Annotated in this window: 19 protein-coding genes and 1 pseudogene; 10 read left to right on the forward strand and 10 right to left on the reverse strand. The window is 59.8% G+C overall.

The window, feature by feature from the left end; all coding sequences use genetic code 11:
* The first annotated feature begins 32 nt into the window (after positions 1–32).
* From def to arsC, 4 genes and pseudogenes are all read left to right on the forward strand, one after another.
* Entirely contained in the window at positions 33–548 is a 516-nt protein-coding gene (def, locus tag ACK9YZ_RS00290) for a peptide deformylase (protein WP_183727998.1), read from the forward strand.
* Between the two features lie 98 nt (positions 549–646).
* On the forward strand, positions 647–1582 hold the full coding sequence (gene fmt / locus ACK9YZ_RS00295; RefSeq protein ID WP_416065277.1) for a methionyl-tRNA formyltransferase: 936 nt from the start codon (positions 647–649) through the stop codon (positions 1580–1582).
* Entirely contained in the window at positions 1582–2388 is an 807-nt protein-coding gene (gene truA / locus ACK9YZ_RS00300; RefSeq protein WP_416065278.1) for a tRNA pseudouridine(38-40) synthase TruA, read from the forward strand. The genes fmt and truA overlap by 1 nt, the downstream gene beginning before the upstream one ends.
* Positions 2366–2768: pseudogene (gene arsC / locus ACK9YZ_RS00305) on the forward strand (arsenate reductase (glutaredoxin)). The gene truA and the pseudogene arsC overlap by 23 nt, the downstream one beginning before the upstream one ends.
* Here the strand turns inward: arsC and ACK9YZ_RS00310 are convergent.
* From ACK9YZ_RS00310 to dapD, 3 genes are all read right to left on the reverse strand, one after another.
* A complete protein-coding gene (locus tag ACK9YZ_RS00310) occupies positions 2769–3365 on the reverse strand; it encodes a hypothetical protein (RefSeq protein ID WP_216756854.1) in 597 nt (198 codons plus the stop codon). It lies immediately after the preceding pseudogene.
* A 2-nt stretch (positions 3366–3367) separates the two neighbouring features.
* Positions 3368–4561 (reverse strand): succinyl-diaminopimelate desuccinylase, encoded by a 1194-nt coding sequence (dapE, locus tag ACK9YZ_RS00315; RefSeq protein ID WP_216756855.1) that lies wholly within the window; start codon positions 4559–4561, stop codon positions 3368–3370.
* 102 nt (positions 4562–4663) lie between these two features.
* Positions 4664–5521 (reverse strand): 2,3,4,5-tetrahydropyridine-2,6-dicarboxylate N-succinyltransferase, encoded by an 858-nt coding sequence (dapD, locus tag ACK9YZ_RS00320; RefSeq protein WP_416065279.1) that lies wholly within the window; start codon positions 5519–5521, stop codon positions 4664–4666.
* A gap of 195 nt (positions 5522–5716) precedes the next feature.
* Here dapD and ACK9YZ_RS00325 point away from each other — a divergent pair, with 195 nt between their 5' ends.
* Positions 5717–6583: an LOG family protein gene (locus ACK9YZ_RS00325; protein WP_216756857.1), complete on the forward strand. Its 867-nt coding sequence runs from the start codon at positions 5717–5719 to the stop codon at positions 6581–6583.
* Positions 6584–6682: 99 nt separating this feature from the next.
* Here the strand turns inward: ACK9YZ_RS00325 and ACK9YZ_RS00330 are convergent, their stop codons facing one another.
* Entirely contained in the window at positions 6683–7306 is a 624-nt protein-coding gene (locus ACK9YZ_RS00330) for an EF-hand domain-containing protein (RefSeq protein WP_216756858.1), read from the reverse strand.
* Positions 7307–7408: 102 nt separating this feature from the next.
* Positions 7409–8116, reverse strand: coding sequence for a pyrimidine 5'-nucleotidase (locus tag ACK9YZ_RS00335; RefSeq protein ID WP_416065280.1), 708 nt, complete (start codon positions 8114–8116; stop codon positions 7409–7411).
* Positions 8117–8219: 103 nt separating this feature from the next.
* Here ACK9YZ_RS00335 and ACK9YZ_RS00340 point away from each other — a divergent pair, with 103 nt between their 5' ends.
* Positions 8220–9290, forward strand: coding sequence for a bifunctional transcriptional activator/DNA repair enzyme AdaA (locus tag ACK9YZ_RS00340; protein WP_416065281.1), 1071 nt, complete (start codon positions 8220–8222; stop codon positions 9288–9290).
* Entirely contained in the window at positions 9287–10060 is a 774-nt protein-coding gene (locus ACK9YZ_RS00345; RefSeq protein ID WP_416065282.1) for an isocitrate lyase/PEP mutase family protein, read from the forward strand. Before ACK9YZ_RS00340 ends, ACK9YZ_RS00345 begins: the two co-directional genes overlap by 4 nt.
* A 1-nt stretch (position 10061) precedes the next feature.
* On the opposite strand, the gene argB is transcribed toward ACK9YZ_RS00345, so the two are convergent.
* Positions 10062–10949 (reverse strand): acetylglutamate kinase, encoded by an 888-nt coding sequence (gene argB, locus ACK9YZ_RS00350; protein WP_183728030.1) that lies wholly within the window; start codon positions 10947–10949, stop codon positions 10062–10064.
* A 156-nt stretch (positions 10950–11105) separates the two neighbouring features.
* Here argB and ACK9YZ_RS00355 point away from each other — a divergent pair, with 156 nt between their 5' ends.
* From ACK9YZ_RS00355 to ACK9YZ_RS00365, 3 genes are all read left to right on the forward strand, one after another.
* Positions 11106–11642, forward strand: a complete 537-nt coding sequence (locus ACK9YZ_RS00355) for a sigma-70 family RNA polymerase sigma factor (RefSeq protein ID WP_216756862.1) — start codon at positions 11106–11108, stop codon at positions 11640–11642.
* Positions 11639–12358 (forward strand): anti-sigma factor domain-containing protein, encoded by a 720-nt coding sequence (locus tag ACK9YZ_RS00360; RefSeq protein WP_416065283.1) that lies wholly within the window; start codon positions 11639–11641, stop codon positions 12356–12358. Before ACK9YZ_RS00355 ends, ACK9YZ_RS00360 begins: the two co-directional genes overlap by 4 nt.
* Positions 12359–12469: 111 nt before the next feature.
* The gene (locus ACK9YZ_RS00365; RefSeq protein ID WP_416065284.1) at positions 12470–13027 is read left to right on the forward strand and encodes a fasciclin domain-containing protein; all 558 of its coding nucleotides are present in this window, start codon (positions 12470–12472) and stop codon (positions 13025–13027) included.
* A 44-nt stretch (positions 13028–13071) separates the two neighbouring features.
* On the opposite strand, the gene yihA is transcribed toward ACK9YZ_RS00365, so the two are convergent.
* From yihA to rpmH, 4 genes are all read right to left on the reverse strand, one after another.
* The gene (gene yihA, locus ACK9YZ_RS00370) at positions 13072–13725 is read right to left on the reverse strand and encodes a ribosome biogenesis GTP-binding protein YihA/YsxC (protein ID WP_007815033.1); all 654 of its coding nucleotides are present in this window, start codon (positions 13723–13725) and stop codon (positions 13072–13074) included.
* 233 nt (positions 13726–13958) lie between these two features.
* The gene (gene yidC, locus ACK9YZ_RS00375) at positions 13959–15749 is read right to left on the reverse strand and encodes a membrane protein insertase YidC (RefSeq protein WP_216756865.1); all 1791 of its coding nucleotides are present in this window, start codon (positions 15747–15749) and stop codon (positions 13959–13961) included.
* The gene (rnpA, locus tag ACK9YZ_RS00380) at positions 15749–16147 is read right to left on the reverse strand and encodes a ribonuclease P protein component (RefSeq protein ID WP_216756866.1); all 399 of its coding nucleotides are present in this window, start codon (positions 16145–16147) and stop codon (positions 15749–15751) included. The genes yidC and rnpA overlap by 1 nt, the downstream gene beginning before the upstream one ends.
* A gap of 21 nt (positions 16148–16168) precedes the next feature.
* Complete coding sequence (rpmH, locus tag ACK9YZ_RS00385; protein ID WP_016552555.1) at positions 16169–16303, reverse strand: 50S ribosomal protein L34; 135 nt, start codon at positions 16301–16303, stop codon at positions 16169–16171.
* Positions 16304–16608 lie beyond the last annotated feature (305 nt).

The raw sequence follows: 16608 nt of genomic DNA on the forward strand, positions 1-16608 counted from the left end.
CCTAGTGTGAAAAGATGGGTTATGGGAACGCCATGACCATCAAGCCACTCATCATTCTTCCCGATCCGGTTCTCCGTCAGGTTTCCAAGCCGATCGAGCGAGTCGATGCCGATCTCCAGCGGCTTTCCGACGACATGCTGGAAACCATGTACGACGCACCGGGCATCGGCCTTGCTGCGATCCAGATCGGCATTGCGCGCCGCATGCTCGTCATCGATCTGTCGAAGGAAGGCGAGGATAAACAGCCGCTCGTCTTCATCAATCCGGAGATCGTCAGCTCCTCGGACGACCGGTCCGTCTATGAGGAAGGCTGCCTTTCCATTCCCGACTACTACGCGGAGGTCGAACGCCCTGCGAAAGTCACGGTCAAATATCTGGACCGCGAAGGCAAGGAACAGAGCGTAGAGGCCGATGGGCTTCTGGCGACCTGCCTCCAGCACGAGATCGATCACCTGAACGGCGTGCTCTTCATCGATCATATCTCGCGGCTGAAGCGCGAAATGGTGATCAAGAAGTTCACCAAGGCTTCCAAGTCCAAGGCGCTCTAGGCCGGCTGGCAGCGGCATATACGAAAGATTTCGAGCGGGCTTGATTGTGAGCCGGCAAACCCGTTTGAAGACGGTTGATCCTCAATTGGTGAGATAGAATGTCTCTTCGTATCGTTTTCATGGGAACGCCCGAGTTTTCCGTCCCGACGCTGCGCCTGCTTGTGGAGGCGGGCCACCAGATCGTCGCCGTCTATACCCAGCCGCCGCGTCCCGGTGGACGGCGTGGGCTCGATCTCCAGAAATCGCCGGTACACCAGGCGGCTGAGCTGTTCGGCCTGCCGGTCTTTACGCCGGTCAATTTCAAAGATCCCGAAGAGCGTGAACGTTTCCGCGCGCTTAATGCTGATGTCGGCGTCGTCGTCGCCTATGGCCTGCTACTGCCCGAGGCTATCCTGACCGGCACGCGTTACGGCTGCTATAACGGCCATGCCTCGCTGCTGCCGCGCTGGCGTGGCGCTGCGCCCATCCAGCGGGCGATCATGGCCGGCGATGAAAAGACCGGCATGATGGTCATGAAGATGGATAAGGGTCTCGATACCGGCGACGTCGCGCTGACCCGCGAAGTTGAGATCGGCGTGAACATGACATCGGGCGAACTGCACGATAGACTGATGCATGTTGGCGCAAAGGCGATGGCCGAAGCCATGGTCAAGCTGGAGATGGACGATCTGCCGCTCACCCCCCAGCCGGCCGAAGGCGTGCTCTACGCCGCCAAGATCGACAAGGCGGAAACACGCATCGATTTCAGCCGCGACGCCAAAGACGTTCACAATCATATCCGAGGCCTCGCACCCTTCCCGGGAGCCTGGTTCGAACTCGAGATCAACGGTAAAGCTGAGCGCGTGAAGGTGCTCGGCTCCGAACTTGCGGCGGGTGAGGGGGCGGCCGGCACACTTCTGACCGACGATTTCGTGGTAGCCTGCGGGGCGGGCGCCATCCGCCTTACAAGGCTGCAGAAGGCCGGTGGCAAACCGCTCGCCGCCGGCGACTTCCTTCACGGTACGCCGCTTGCCGCGGGCACGAGGCTCGCCTGATGCCGCGATACCGCATGATCGTCGAATATGACGGCGGCCCCTATGTCGGCTGGCAGCGGCAGGACAACGGCCCATCGGTGCAGGGCGCAATCGAAAAGGCGATCTTTTCGGCAAGTGGCGATACCGTTTCGATTCGCGGTGCGGGACGCACCGATTCCGGCGTTCATGGCATGGGTCAAGTCATCCATGCCGATCTTTCTAAGGACTGGTCGCCTTTCAAGCTTCAGAATGCACTGAATGCTCATCTGAAGCTTGCTCGCGAGAAGGTGGCGATCCTCAGTGTCGAGGTGACGAGCGCGTTCTTCGACGCCCGCTTTTCCGCACTCCGCCGGCACTATCTCTATCGCATCATCAGCCGTCGCGCGCCGCTGGCGCTGGAAGCGGGCAAGGCATGGTGGGTGCCGAAGCTGCTGGATCACGAGGTCATGCATGCCGCAGCCCAGAGGCTCGTCGGCAAGCACGATTTCTCGACGTTCCGTTCGGCCCACTGCCAGGCAAACAGTCCGGTGCGTACGCTCGACCGGCTGGACGTGACCCGCAATGGCGAACTGATCGAAATTCGCGCCACCGCACAGAGCTTTCTGCACAACCAGATCCGCTCCTTCGCCGGAACGCTCAAACTGGCGGGTGAGGGCAAGTGGACGTCAGATGATGTGCGGGCGGCACTCGACGCACGCGATCGCAAGGCCTGCGGTCCCGTGGCGCCGCCGGACGGGCTCTATTTCATGCAGGTGGATTATCCCGAGGTGATCACCGATCGCCGCAAGCCGATGGATGAAAACGATGACGGTGACGATCTGTCATAATCCGGTCTGCGGCGCTCCCGCAACACGCTGGCCACGATCCGCCACTCCGGCGAAGAGCCTGAGACCATCGAATATCTGAAGACGCCGTCGGGGCGAGAAGAGCTTGTCGAGCTGATCGCCGCCATGGGCATGTCCGCCCGCGATCTTCTTCGCCAGAAGGGAACACCTTATGACGAACTCGGGCTCGATAATCCCGAACTGACCGACGAGCGTCTGCTCGACGTAATGATGGCGCATCCAATCCTCATCATCGACCGATCGTCGTGACGGAAAAGGATGCGCGCCTGTGCAGGCCGTCCGAAGCGGTGCTGGAGATTCTGCCCAATCCGGATATCGGAACCTTCACCAAGGAAGAAGGCGAAATCGTCAATCCGCGCTGATCACGCCGGATAGATGCCGAGGAAGTTCTGGAGATATTCCGACAGCATCATCGATGGCACCAGCAGCACCAGCGTGAGCGCTCCGACCATCAGGGCATGGCCATGGCAGATCATCCTAAGGATCCGCGCCAGCACGAAGACCTGCGCCAGCATGAAGACGAGCAGCAGCAGCGATACGACACCAACCGAGCCCGGCAGGAAGAACACGAACGCCAGCAACAGCCCGTTGATATAGGCGAGCGGCACGTTGAGCCAGTTGACGCCGACGACGACAGGCGCGAAACGCTCGCCCATACGGACGGCAAGCAGCAGCAGACCGGCAAAGACCAGCGGCACGAACCAATTCGCAAGTTCTACAAGCCCAAGCCGGAAGTAGAAGGGAAATCCGACATCGGTTTCCGGCGGCATGGAGCGGAGATAGGCATTGCGCCACCAGAGCCACGAAATACCCATTGGTGGCAGGCACCAGATGATCGCCCAGAAGGATCGGTTGACGCCGCGATCCGATATGTCGAGGAAGCGGAAACCACGCGGATCGAGCTTGATCAGCAACCAGATGCCGGCGAGATAATATTGAACCTCTCTAAAGCCCGGCATTCTCAAACCCCGGCATTCTCAAACCAACGTTCGATGAAGGTTTCGTAGATCGCCGTCAGCGTCTCCAGATCCGCAATGGCGACGCGCTCGTCGACCATATGCATGGTCTGGCCGACGAGGCCGAATTCCACGACCGGGCAATAATCCTTGATGAAGCGCGCATCAGACGTGCCGCCCGTCGTCGACAGCGCCGGCGATGCACCGGTGACGCTCTCGACAGCCGAGGACAGTGAGGCGATCAGCGCATTGTTGCGCGTCAGGAAGACGTGGCTCGGCCGGTCGGCCCAGATGATCTCATATTTCACCGGCTCGCGGCCCGGCCGCAATATACCGTCCGCAGCCGCCGCATCGAGGCGCCGGATGATCTCGGCCCGCAGCGTATCTGCCGTCCAGGTATCGTTGAAGCGGATGTTGAAGCTTGCTAGAGCCTTGGCCGGAATGACGTTCGTCGCCGGATTGCCGACATCGATAGTCGTGACTTCGAGGTTGGACGGCTGGAAATTGTCGGTGCCGGCATCGAAGGGCGGATCCATGAGCGCCTGGGTCAGCTGCAGCATGCCGCGCACCGGATTGTCGGCGAGGTGCGGATAGGCGGCATGACCCTGCACGCCATGCACGACAATCTTGCCGGAGAGCGAACCCCGACGGCCGATCTTGATCATGTCGCCGAGCTTGTTCGGATTGGTGGGCTCACCGACGACGCAGGCATCCCACGTCTCGCCGCGTTCGGCGGCCCATTGCAGAACCTTGATCGTACCGTTGATCGACGGGCCTTCCTCGTCGCCCGTGATCAGGAAGGAAATCGAGCCCTTCGGTACGCCATGCTTCTCGACATGCCGGGCAACGGCTGCGGCAAAGCAGGCAATGCCGCCTTTCATGTCGACCGCGCCACGGCCGAAAAGCTCGCCACCGGCGATCTCGGCGGCAAAGGGCGGATGCGTCCAGGCGCCTTCGTCGCCGACAGGCACGACATCGGTATGGCCTGCAAACATCAGATGCGGTCCCTCGGTGCCGAGGCGGGCATAGAGGTTTTCGACGTCGGGCGTGCCGGCCTCTTGCGCAATCATTCGTTCGATCTTGAAACCGAGCGGCGAAAGCATCGCTTCCAGCGCCGAAAGTGCGCCACCTTCTGCCGGCGTCACGGACGGGCAGCGGATCAACTTCTGAAGATTGGCAACAGGATTCGTGGCGGTCATGGTGGTCGAATTATCCGGTGGGAATGGCAAAGACGTGGCAAGGCGCAGACCGCCTTGCCCAAAAAGACGCCGACTGTTTACCGGATCAGTTCCGGGCTGTCATCAATCCCTGAGCAGTTCGTTAATGCCCGTCTTGGAACGGGTCTGCTCGTCGACACGCTTGACGATCACAGCGCAATAGAGGTTCGGCGCCTGCTGACCGTTTGCCATCGTCTTGTCTGACGGCAGCGAGCCGGCGACGACAACGGAATAGGGCGGTACTTCGCCATAGGTGATTTCGCCGGTGGCGCGGTCGACGATCTTGGTCGACTTGCCGATGAAGACGCCCATGCCGAGCACGGAACCTTCACGCACGATGCAGCCCTCGACGACTTCCGACCGGGCGCCGATGAAGCAATTGTCCTCGATGATCGTCGGGCCGGCCTGCATCGGCTCCAGAACGCCGCCGATGCCGACGCCGCCGGAAAGATGCACATGCTTGCCGATCTGCGCGCACGAGCCGACGGTCGCCCAGGTATCGACCATCGTGCCTTCGCCGACATAGGCGCCGAGGTTGACGAAGGACGGCATCAGGATCGCATTCGGAGCGATATAGGCCGAGCGGCGAACGACCGCGTTAGGCACGGCGCGGAAGCCGGCGGCGCGGAACTGGTTTTCGCCCCAGCCTTCGAACTTCGAGGGAACCTTATCCCACCAGGTCGACTGGCCGGGACCGCCCTTGACGACTTCCATGTCGCTGAGACGGAAGGACAGGAGCACGGCCTTCTTCAGCCACTGATTGACTTTCCAGGCACCATCGGCGCCGCGTTCGGCCACGCGTGCCTTGCCTTCATCGAGCAGATTGAGAGCCGCCTCGACTGCATCGCGCACTTCACCCTTCGTCGACGTGTTCACATTGTTGCGATTGTCGAAGGCGGTTTCGATGGTCTTCTCGAGGGATGCTAGGTCGGTGACGCTCATGAGAATTCCTTAAACTTCGATCTTTATCGTGGAGACGACGGAGTCTCCGGAATTGCGGTTGGCGGGTTGTCACCCGATCTACAGCATGCGCCCGTAAAATGGAATGATTTTTCGGACAAGATCATATCTGGATTCAAGGCGTTATAGCGACATATCCGATCACTTGTGACCGGTAATACTGAAAGGCATTTCGATATGGCAAAGGCAAGAAACGGCGGCGGGCGGCGCAGGGACGGCGTCTGGGATCCGTTGAAGAGCAGTTCGAGCGACAGGCAGCGCGCGGAAGCGGTTCCGAAGACGCCGCAGACGCTCTCACCGGCTTATCGCCTTGCCTATGTGGACGAGGATTTCCTCTGCCGCGAGGAGCTGCGCCCGATCCGCCTGCAGCTCGAACTCCTGAAGGTCGAGATGATGATGGCCGAGCGCGGTATCACGTCGACCGTCGTCATGTTCGGAGGCGCCCGCATTCCGGCGCCCGGCCAGAGCGCCTGGGCTGCCCGCAACGAGACCCAGCGTGCGAACCTGGAAGCCGCGTCGGTCTATTATGACGAAGCCCGCAAATTCGCCCGTCTCTGCTCGCGTTACGCAGCCGGCTTCGACTTCCACGAATATGTCGTTGTCACCGGCGGCGGACCTGGCGTCATGGAAGCAGGGAACCGCGGCGCGGCCGATGAAGGCGCCCCCTCGATCGGCTTCAACATCGTGCTGCCGCACGAGCAGGCGCCGAATGCCTATGTGACGCCCGAGCTCAGCTTCAATTTCCACTATTTCGCGATCCGCAAGATGCACTTCATGGTGCGCGCCAAGGCCGTCGCGGTCTTCCCCGGCGGCTTCGGCACGCTCGACGAATTCTTCGAATGCCTGACGCTGATCCAGACCGGCCGCATGGAGCGCATCCCGCTGCTGCTCTTCGGCTCGAAATTCTGGCAGAGCATCATCAACTTCGAGGCGCTTGCCGAATTCGGGACGATCGCGCCTGAGGATGTGAAGTTGATCAGCTTCGTGGATACCGCCGATGAGGCCTGGAAGATCGTGCAGGACTTTTACGAGCATCCCGAATAAGGCAACTCCAGTGCGGCAACGAAAAACCCTCTCCCCGCAAGCGGGAAGAGGGTTCCAGAAGCAAACACCTCGCGATATCCAGGGAAACCGGTCAGCCCCTTATAGGAAGGGCCGGTCCGGCATGTCATCGATCGAGATCACGCCGTCCTTGTTGCGATCCATGCGATCGAAGAACTTGTTGAAGGCGGTTTCCGCCTCCTGCTTGCTGATCTGGCCGTTCTCATCGGTATCGATGCGGTGCATCATCAGCGAGGCGCCCATGATGCGCATGCGCATCCCGTGCCGACCGTCCCGGTCCGGGCGGCGATGATCCTTGTTGTCAGCCGTGTCAGGCGCGGCATTGTCATCCGCATTGTCTTGTTTGGCCGAGGCGGCTTCGCGACGTGCCTTGAATTGCGTCTGACGGTATTCTCGGATTTCGCCCGGAGTGAGAGAACCGTCATGGTTGGTGTCGATGGCAGCAAAGATCTTCTCCATGCCGTCGGTTGCCTCCTGCTTGGAAACCTGTCCATCCTTATTGGCGTCGAACTGCTTCAGCATTCGTACAAAGGCGATTTCGCGGAAGGCGGCGCCGTGCGGTCCGCCCATCATGCCATGCTCCATCTTCCCATGGTGAGGCGGACGATTAGACTGGTCGCCCGGCGCTGCCAAGCTGGCCCCGGTGGCTCCGCCGAGTAGAAGAACAGAAGAAAACGCCGTCAGGATAAGCTTGTTGCGGTACATATCAGTGCGTCCTTTCGTAGGATGTCCCTCGTTACGAAAGGTAGGGCCGAACGGCGCCGCGACCCAGTTAAACATCTGTAAGATGGATGAAACTTTGGTAAGTTAGCCGGTAATCTTCTTCAGGAAATCAGCGAGATCGTCGGTGACGAAATCGATGTGATCGTCCTCGCCGCTTGTCCTCTCCCACCATTCGACAATCGTCTCTTCCAGATTGCGCGGCACGAGCAGAACGGTCTGCATGCCGAGTGCCTTCGGCACCGTCAGATTTCGCGGCAGATCTTCGAACATGGCTGCCTTGCCGGTCTCGACCTTCTTCAGCGCAGTGAACTTGTCATAGGTCGCCTGCGCCGGCTTCGGCAGGTAGTCGGCCGCCACGATATCGAAGATGTCGTCGAAATGATCAAGGATGCCGAGCGCGCCAGCTGTCGCCTGCGCATGCTGGACGCTGCCATTGGTGAAGATGAACTTGCGCCCCGGCAGGGATTTGATGGCTTCGGCGAGCTCCGGCTGTGGGGTCAGTGCCGAATAGTCGATCGCATGCGCCTTTTCGAGAAAGTCGTTGGGATCGACGCCGTGGTGGATCATCAGGCCCTGCAGCGTCGTACCGTGATCATAATAGTACTGTTTCTGCAGCTTGCGGGCCTCTTCCTGCTCCATCTGCAGGAGAGCCGAGACATAGGCCGTCATGTTCTTGTCGATCTGGGCGAAGAGATTGACGTGATGCGGATAGAGCGTGTTGTCGAGGTCGAAGACCCATTCGGTCACATGCTCGAAATCGTGTCTGCTGGGCGTGCGGTCGATCTTTGTCATGGCCGCCCTTATGGCATGGTCGCGGCGCCAAGAAAATCACGAAGAGAAAATAGACGCCTGATTTTCGGCGGACGAGGCAGGCGCGGAGTGCTAGAAAGCGCATATGCTTTTCGAACGCCCCGATGACGATACGCTTTATGATGCCCTGATCGCCCGCAGCGCCGATTACGAGGGCCAGGCCTATGTCTGTGTGAAAACGACAGGCATCTTCTGTCGTCTGACCTGCCCGGCGCGCAAGCCGAAACGGGAAAACACCATCTTCTTCGATACGATCGCCGCCTGCATGCATTCAGGCTTCCGTCCCTGCCTACGCTGCAGGCCGCTGGAACAGCCCGGCCGCGAACCGATTGTCGATGAACTGCTGGCACAGCTCGAGAGTAAACCGGAACTGCGCTGGACCGAGGATGAGCTTGTGCGCCGGGGCCACGATCCCTCGACCGTGCGTCGCGCCTTCAAGCGGGCGCTCGGCATGACTTTCCACGATATTGTCCGCTATCGCCGGCTCGGCGAGGCGGCCCGGCAATTGGCCGATGGTGCGCGTGTCATCGATGCGCAGATCGACGCGGGATATGAATCTCCGAGCGGTTTTCGGGCGGCCTTCCAGCGCCTTGTCGGCAAGGCGCCGGCGCTCTCGCAGAACCGGGAACTGCTGTTTGCTGACTGGTTCGACACGCCGCTCGGACCGATGGTCGCCGTCGCCGACAAGACGCATCTGCATCTTCTCGAATTTCACGACCGCAAGGCACTGCCGACCGAACTCGAAGCCCTGCAGAAGCGTGTTCGTTCCTCGGTCGCGATTGGCCGCACGCCGGCGATCGACCAGATCGAAGCGGAAATCAGAGACTATTTCGAAGGGCGGCTGACCACCTTCAAGACGCCGCTGGCCCTTGGCGGCACGCCTTTCGAAAAACATGTCTGGGCAAAGCTCGTTGACATTCCGATTGGCCAAACGCGCGCCTACGGCGATCTGGCAAGGGAGATGGAACGCCCCGAAGTCGTGCGCGCCGTCGGTCGCGCCAATGGCTCGAACCAGCTCGCCATTATCGTTCCCTGCCATCGGATCCTCGGTGCAGACGGATCGCTGACGGGTTACGGCGGGGGGCTCTGGCGCAAGCAATGGCTGCTGCGGCACGAGGAGAAGATCGGTGCACATAAGATGGAGAAGACAGCATGAACCAGACTGAGAAGGCCGAGCTTTTCGGCACGCTGCATCGCGAGGGTACCCCTGTCATTCTGTACAACATCTGGGATGCCGGAACCGCCAAGGTCGTGACGGAGGCCGGAGCGAGGGCGCTTGCGACCGGAAGCTGGTCTGTGGCTGCCGCCCATGGTTATGGCGACGGTCAGAAGCTGCCGATGGAGGTGCTGATCGAGACCGCCCGCTCGATCACGGCCGTCAACGATTTGCCGCTCTCGGTCGATTTCGAAGGCGGCTATTCGACAGAGCCTGCCGGTGCCGCGGCCAATGTCGCAAAGCTGATCGACGCCGGCGCCGTCGGTATCAATATTGAAGATCAAAAGGTAGGCGGGACCGGCCTTCACCCTGTTGAAGCGCAGGCGGCCCGCATCCGTGCCATCAGGGAAATGGCTGAGGGAAGGGGCATCGACCTCTTCATCAATGCCCGCACCGATCTCTTCCTTCAGGAGGGCGATGGGTCCAGACATGCAAGTCTGGTCGACGCAGCGATCGAGCGCGGCAAGGCCTATGCGGCTGCGGGCGCCAGCGGTTTCTTCGTGCCCGGCCTCATCGAGCCGGCTTTGATCGAGAAGGTCTGCGCGGCTTCCACGCTGCCGGTCAATATCATGATGAAGGCAGGCGCGCCTGATCCAGCTGATCTCGCAAGACTTGGCGTTTCGCGTATCAGTTATGGTCCGGGGCCTTACCGGACCATGATGGCGAAGCTGAAGGAAGCGGCGGCAGCGATCTACACTGCCGCTGGATAGATCAGGGAACGATCAGCGTGCCAACGCCGTGCTCGGTGAAGATTTCGAGCAGCACGGAATGGGCCGTCTTGCCGTTCAGGATGACGACGCCCTGCACGCCCGCCCGGATGGCATCGATGCAGGTCTCCACCTTTGGGATCATGCCACCGGAAATCGTGCCGTCGGCGATCAGCGCATGCGCTTCGGCGACGGAAAGCTCCTTGATGAGCTTGCCCTGCTTGTCGAGCACGCCGGGCACATCCGTCAGGAACAAGAGGCGGGTGGCGTTCAGCGCACCGGCGATCGCGCCAGCGAAAGTGTCGGCGTTGATGTTGTAGGTCGCGCCATCGCGGCCCGGAGCAACCGGAGCGATAACCGGGATCATCTCGGAGCGGGCGAGAAGGTCGAGCAGCGTACGGTCGACCTCGACGACTTCGCCGACAAAGCCGAGATCGAGCACCCGCTCGATGTTGGAATCGGGGTCCTTGACGGTCTTGCGGGCTTTTTCGGCAAAGACCATGTTGCCGTCCTTGCCGCAAAGGCCGATCGCCCATTCGCCGGTCTGGTTGATCAGCGCGACGATTTCCTTGTTGATCGAGCCGGCGAGAACCATTTCGACGATTTCGACCGTCTTCTGGTCGGTAACGCGCAATCCGCCTTCGAATTTGGATTCGATACCCATCTTCGTCAGCATCGCGCCGATCTGCGGGCCGCCGCCATGCACGACGATTGGGTTGACGCCGGACTGCTTCAAAAGTGCGATATCGCTGGCGAAGGCCTTGCCGAGCTCGGGATTACCCATGGCATGGCCACCATACTTCACGACGATCGTCTTGTTTTCGTAACGCTGCATGAAGGGCAGCGCCTGCGCCAGAAGACGTGCCTGGATTTCGCTTTCGGACTCGTTCATGGGGGACCCCGCGGAATTGATCGCGGCCTTTTATCTCAAGTTTTTGACAGATGGAATAATCCGGCACGCAATAGTTTCTCGTATCTAAGGCCGACCTGGGAACCTGCCAGTTCATATTGAAACTATCGAACCGGAAATCGTTCATTAGAGGGCGACATGACTGGCGATTTTGCAGATTTAATCGGCCGCGTAGCGCTGGGTGACCGCAAGGCCTTTGCGGCGCTCTACCATCAGACCAGCCCGAAACTTCTGGCGATCTGCCTTCGTATCCTTGGGAACAGGAACGAGGCCGAAGAGGTGTTGCAGGAGGTCTACATCAAGATATGGCAGCGTGCCGGTGCCTTTACGGCGGGCTCCTCCACATCAGCCGCCTGGATTGCGGCGATTGCACGCAATCAGTCGATTGATGCGTTGAGGGCGCGCAAGCCGGTAGCCGACGAAATCGACAATGCGCTTGATCTCGCCGATGCCGGTCTCGATCCGGAAGCACAAGTCGTGATTAAGGATGAAGGAAGGCGGATTGACACCTGCATGGAAGAGTTGGAAGCTGATCGCGCGGTCGCCGTGAAACGGGCTTATGTCGAAGGGCTGAGCTATCAGGAACTGGCCGATCAGTTTGGTGTCCCGCTGAACACTGTGCGGACATGGCTAAGACGCAGCCTGCTGAAACTGAGAGAGTGCATGGAACGATGACATCGCCCGACAAAAGCAAGGGAGACCGCTCCCGGGATGAGGTTCTCGCCGGCGAATATGTGCTGGGTGTCCTCTCCCTTCAGGATCGCAGGATCGTTGAGGAGCGCATGCGCCGCGACCGGCAGTTTGCTGCCATCGTCAGCCGCTGGGAGGTCAATCTCTCCAGTTTCAATGATGAATACGGCACGGCCGCGCCAAGCCATGAAACCTTCAAGCAGATCGAGGCGCGCCTATTTGCCGATGCAGAAAGCACGCCGCGCTTTTCGCACGGCCTCTGGAATTCGGCCGGTTTCTGGCGCTCACTCACTTTTGCCTCGCTTGCAGTCACCCTGGGCGTCATCGCCTTTGCCTCGGGTCTCGTGCCCCAACCTCCGGCATCGCCGCCGCTGGTGGCCGAGCTCTCGGGACAGAACAACCAGGTCAATCTGACGGCCTCCTACGAAATCCAGAGCGGCCGATTGAAGATCGTGCCGGTTGCGGCCGGCAAGCCGGAGGAGAAATCTCTTGAGCTCTGGCTCATGCCCGGCAGTGGCGCGCCTCGTTCTCTCGGCGTTTTCCAGCCCGGCATGAACGGTGAATTGCTGATTCCGACCGATATGCGCAGCCAGATTGCAGATGGCGCGACGCTGGCCGTCAGCCTGGAGCCATTCGGCGGCTCGCCGACACACCAGCCGACTGGCCATGTCATCGCCAGCGGTTCGATCCACAGGCCGTAAAACAAAAATTACTGTCCTGAAACTCTTCTGCAGCACCTTCCGTAGTTGCTGATATCCGGGCGGCACAGGGCATAAAGCCTTCTGCTGCGACCGGGTGCAGAGGAGAAAATCATGTTCAAGTCCGCCTTGCGCGCAACCGCTCTCGCCGCCGCCTTTTCCGCAATTGCATTTGCCGCCCAGGCAAAGAACCCGATGGTCGGCGGTGCGGCCATGTTCGAAAACAAGAACATCGTCGAGAATGCCGTCAATTCCAAGGATCACACGACCCTCGTCGCAGCCGTGAAGGCTGCCGGGCTCGTCGGCACGCTGGAAGGCAAAGGTCCCTTCACCGTCTTCGCACCGACCAACGAAGCCTTCGCAGCCCTGCCGAAGGGCACCGTCGATACGCTGCTGAAGCCTGAAAACAAAAACAAGCTCGTCAAGATCCTGACCTGCCACGTCATTGCCGCCGATGCCATGTCGAAGACCGTCGCCAAGATGATCAAGGACGACGGCGGCGAGCACGACATCAAGACGGTCGGCGGCTGCGTGCTCAAGGCAAAGGAAAGCATGGGCAAGATCACGCTGACGGATGAAAATGGTGGTGTCGCCCACGTCACCATCGCCGACGTCAAACAGTCGAACGGCGTCATCCACGTCGTCGACGAGGTGTTGCTGCCGAAGATGTAAATTCAAATACTGGCTGTCAGGGGCGCCCTTCTGGGCGCCTCTTTTTATTTCCAGTTGCTGACGCCGACAGTTTCGGCAATCGCCTGCCGCAGCTCGTCCAACCCTTCGTTCTTTTCCGAGGAGGTCGAAAGCACGGCCGGATAGGCGGCGGGACGCTTGCGGATCTTCTCCGATGTTTCGGCCAGCAGCTTTGGCACGGCAGGCGCTTTGATCTTGTCCGTCTTGGTCAGCACGATCTGGTAGGAGACGGCCGCCTTGTCGAGCAGCGTCAGGACGTCATCGTCGTTCTTCTTGATGCCGTGGCGGCTGTCGATCAGCACATAGACGCGTTTCAGCGTCGAGCGGCCGCGCAAATAGTCGAAGACGAGTTTTGTCCAGTTATCCACCTGCTCCTTCGGCGCCTGTGCATAGCCATAGCCCGGCATGTCGACCAGCGCCATCGGCGGCAGGTCGTTGCCTTCGCCGGAATAGCCGTCCGGAACGAAGTAGTTGAGCTCCTGCGTACGGCCTGGCGTATTGGAGGTGCGCGCCAGACCTTTCTGACCGACCAGCGCATTGATCAGCGACGATTTGCCGACATTCGAACGGCCGGCGAAAGCGACTTCCAGGGGACCCTCCGGCGGAAGGAATTTCATGGAAGGCACGCCTCGGATGAAGATCCAGGGGTGGCCGAAGAGCGGCTTTGCGATTTCAGTCATATGAATTCTGCAATCTCCGGGTTCGGTAATGAAACCGGCTTCATGTTTTTAAGACCTATTGTCAAGGTTCGCCTACTGCATAATTCCTTAAATCGGGATCGATTTAAGGATGAAATTAGGCAGCAATTTAAAGTGCTACAGCGTCCTTTGCGCGTCTGAAAAGACGCGCGGCGCTGTAGTTGAGTGCTTCGGTGGCCCGAAACAAAAAGCCCCGCCGAAGCAGGGCTTTTCGACTATTTCGATGGCGCCGGTTTTCGCTTGAACAGGCCTTTCAGATTGTCGAAGAGCTCGATCTTCACCCCGTGACGTTTCATGATCACCGACTGCTGCAGTACCGAGAGTGTGTTGTTCCAGGCCCAGTAAATCACGAGGCCTGCCGGGAAGCTTGCCAGCATGAACGTGAAGACCAGCGGCATCCAGTTGAAGATCATCGCCTGCGTCGGATCCGGCGGGGTCGGGTTCATGCGCATCTGCACGAACATGGTGACACCCATGATCAGCGGCCAGACGCCGAGATGCAGCAAGGCCGGCGCTTCGAAGGGCAGCAGGCCGAAGAGGTTGACGATCGTCGTCGGATCGGGCGCCGAAAGGTCCTTGATCCAGCCGAAGAACGGTGCGTGGCGCATCTCGATAGTGATGTAGATCACTTTGTAGAGCGAGAAAAAGATCGGGATCTGCAGCGCCACCGGCCAGCAGCCGGCAATCGGGTTGATCTTCTCTTCCTTGTAAAGCTGCATCATCGCCTGCTGCAGGCCCATCCGGTCGTCGCCGAACTTGGCCTTCAGCTCCTCCATCTTCGGCTGCACGCGCTTCATGTTCGCCATCGAAGCATACTGCTTGCTGGCGAGCGGGAAGAACAGTGCCTTGACGACGATGGTCGTGCAGAGGATCGCCACGCCGAAATTGCCGAAGTAGCGGAAGAAGAAGTCCATCAGCTTGAACATCGGCTTGGTGATGAAATAGAACCAACCCCAGTCGATCAGCCGGTCGAAGCGCGGGATGTTGTAGCTCGCTTCGTAACCGTCGATGACGGGAACTTCCTTGGCACCGGCAAATACCAGGTTCTTGATTTCGATCGACTGACCCGGCGCAACTGTGAAGGCATCCTGCTTATAGTCTGCCTGGTAGCGCGGCTGCCCGTCGGTGAAGTGCGAGAAACGCGCGTCATAGGCTGATTGCTGCGGCGGGATGATCGTTGCTGCCCAGTATTTGTCGGTAATGCCGAGCCAGCCGCCCGTGGATTTTGCCGGAGCGACGGCTTCCTTCTCGACTGCCGTATATTTGCTCTCGATGAGCCCGTCGTCGCCGATCACGCCGATGAATCCTTCATGCAGAACGTAGACCGATGGCGTCGTCGGCTTGTTGTAGCGCGTCACGCGGCCATAGGAAGAAAGCGAGACAGGTGCCTCGCCGGCATTCAGGATCTTGTCCGTCACCGTGAACATGTAGCGTTCGTCGACGGAGATCGTGCGGGCGAAGGTGATGCCCTTGTCATTGGTATAGGTCAGCGTCACCGGCGTCTTTTCGGTAAGCTTTGCCCCTTCCGGTGCGGTCCAGACCGTGGACGGGCCGGGAACGGAGCCCGTCGCGTCGCTGCCGATATAGCCAAGCTCGGTGAAGTAGCCGTCTGTGGTTTCAGCCGGGGAGAAAAGGGTGATGATCGGGCTCGAGTCGTCGACGGTCTCGTGATAGGCCTTGAGCCTCAGGTCGTCGAGGCGGGCGCCGGCGAGGTTGATGGAGCCGGAAAGTGCAGCGGTGTCGATGGCGACACGCGGCGTCTTTGCAAGTGCTTCTTCGCGGGTCGCCGTTGCTGCGGCCTGGCCTGACGGGGCAGCACCATTGGTCTGGGCGCCCTGGCCGCCGGCGGCAGGCTGCTGTGTCTGCTCGGTTTGCTGCTGTGCCTTCTGGGCCTCCTGAGCCTTGCGCTGAGCTTCGATGCGCGGGTTCATATAGAGGAACTGCCAGCCAAGGACGATCAGCACCGAGAGAGCGATCGCAATGAAGTAATTGCGGTTGTTTTGCATCATACGTTCCTGGGGCGCTCGTCTTTCGAGCGCCGGTGTTTCGGCCTGGTTTCCACGCGGGCTTTCAGTTCCGCGGCCAGTTCATGAAAGGACGCCGTCAACACGTCCCTACGGGCGACAACCACATAGTCGTGTCCGGGCTGCATTGCAAACCCTGCATGAAGCCGCACCGCCTCTTTCAGGCGTCGCCGCATGCGGTTTCTTTCAACCGCGTTGCCATGTTTTTTGGTGACTGTGAAGCCGACGCGGGCTTCGCTCTCTTCCTTGCGGTCCAGAACCTCGAGAAGGAAGAGACTGCCGCGGCGCTTTTCGCCATCGCGGACTGCAAGAAACTGCGGGCGGCTTTTGAGCCGCCCGGCAATCATTTTGTCTTCTTTGGTCTTCGAACCGCCCGTCATTTCTATCGGGCACTTCCGGCCTTAGGCCGAAAGACGCTTGCGGCCGCGAGCGCGGCGAGCAACGATGACCTTGCGGCCGCCCTTAGTGGCCATACGCGCACGGAAACCGTGGCGGCGCTTGCGAACAAGCTTCGAGGGCTGATATGTACGCTTCATTTATTTAAACACCGCGGAGTGCGGCCCTTCTTGAATTGCATGATGCAAGGAGCGTTGTTTTTCGAACGGACGAGGTCGAAAAAGACCTTGAATGACCGGACGTGCGGCGGCTTATACGGATGAAGCCTGCCAAAGTCAATTATGACAGTCAGTTTCCCCGGATGCGCCAGGCAAACAGCAAGATTTCGCACTCAGGTGTTAACCAATGCGGCGCCTCGCTATCTGGTTGCATATTTCCGTAGAGGAGCCCGCAAGCTTGCCACTGCAGCCTCTATTCCCTGGAAATGCTCGATTTTGGACGAAGC

This window comes from Rhizobium sp. ZK1, from assembly GCF_047782645.1.
GTDB lineage: Bacteria > Pseudomonadota > Alphaproteobacteria > Rhizobiales > Rhizobiaceae > Rhizobium.

Bases quoted from the DNA above. Each gene is read 5' to 3' on its own strand.
- ACK9YZ_RS00365 (WP_416065284.1), top strand. From the start codon at position 12,470: ATGTTCAAGTCCGCCTTGCGCGCAACCGCTCTCGCCGCCGCCTTTTCC.
- ACK9YZ_RS00325 (WP_216756857.1), top strand. From the start codon at position 5,717: ATGGCAAAGGCAAGAAACGGCGGCGGGCGGCGCAGGGACGGCGTCTGG.
- fmt (WP_416065277.1), top strand. From the start codon at position 647: ATGTCTCTTCGTATCGTTTTCATGGGAACGCCCGAGTTTTCCGTCCCG.
- rnpA (WP_216756866.1), bottom strand. From the start codon at position 16,147: ATGACGGGCGGTTCGAAGACCAAAGAAGACAAAATGATTGCCGGGCGG.
- ACK9YZ_RS00360 (WP_416065283.1), top strand. From the start codon at position 11,639: ATGACATCGCCCGACAAAAGCAAGGGAGACCGCTCCCGGGATGAGGTT.
- yidC (WP_216756865.1), bottom strand. From the start codon at position 15,749: ATGCAAAACAACCGCAATTACTTCATTGCGATCGCTCTCTCGGTGCTG.
- ACK9YZ_RS00345 (WP_416065282.1), top strand. From the start codon at position 9,287: ATGAACCAGACTGAGAAGGCCGAGCTTTTCGGCACGCTGCATCGCGAG.
- argB (WP_183728030.1), bottom strand. From the start codon at position 10,949: ATGAACGAGTCCGAAAGCGAAATCCAGGCACGTCTTCTGGCGCAGGCG.
- yihA (WP_007815033.1), bottom strand. From the start codon at position 13,725: ATGACTGAAATCGCAAAGCCGCTCTTCGGCCACCCCTGGATCTTCATC.
- ACK9YZ_RS00340 (WP_416065281.1), top strand. From the start codon at position 8,220: ATGCTTTTCGAACGCCCCGATGACGATACGCTTTATGATGCCCTGATC.
- dapD (WP_416065279.1), bottom strand. From the start codon at position 5,521: ATGAGCGTCACCGACCTAGCATCCCTCGAGAAGACCATCGAAACCGCC.
- truA (WP_416065278.1), top strand. From the start codon at position 1,582: ATGCCGCGATACCGCATGATCGTCGAATATGACGGCGGCCCCTATGTC.
- def (WP_183727998.1), top strand. From the start codon at position 33: ATGACCATCAAGCCACTCATCATTCTTCCCGATCCGGTTCTCCGTCAG.
- rpmH (WP_016552555.1), bottom strand. From the start codon at position 16,303: ATGAAGCGTACATATCAGCCCTCGAAGCTTGTTCGCAAGCGCCGCCAC.
- dapE (WP_216756855.1), bottom strand. From the start codon at position 4,561: ATGACCGCCACGAATCCTGTTGCCAATCTTCAGAAGTTGATCCGCTGC.
- ACK9YZ_RS00310 (WP_216756854.1), bottom strand. From the start codon at position 3,365: ATGCCGGGCTTTAGAGAGGTTCAATATTATCTCGCCGGCATCTGGTTG.
- ACK9YZ_RS00330 (WP_216756858.1), bottom strand. From the start codon at position 7,306: ATGTACCGCAACAAGCTTATCCTGACGGCGTTTTCTTCTGTTCTTCTA.
- ACK9YZ_RS00335 (WP_416065280.1), bottom strand. From the start codon at position 8,116: ATGACAAAGATCGACCGCACGCCCAGCAGACACGATTTCGAGCATGTG.
- ACK9YZ_RS00355 (WP_216756862.1), top strand. From the start codon at position 11,106: ATGACTGGCGATTTTGCAGATTTAATCGGCCGCGTAGCGCTGGGTGAC.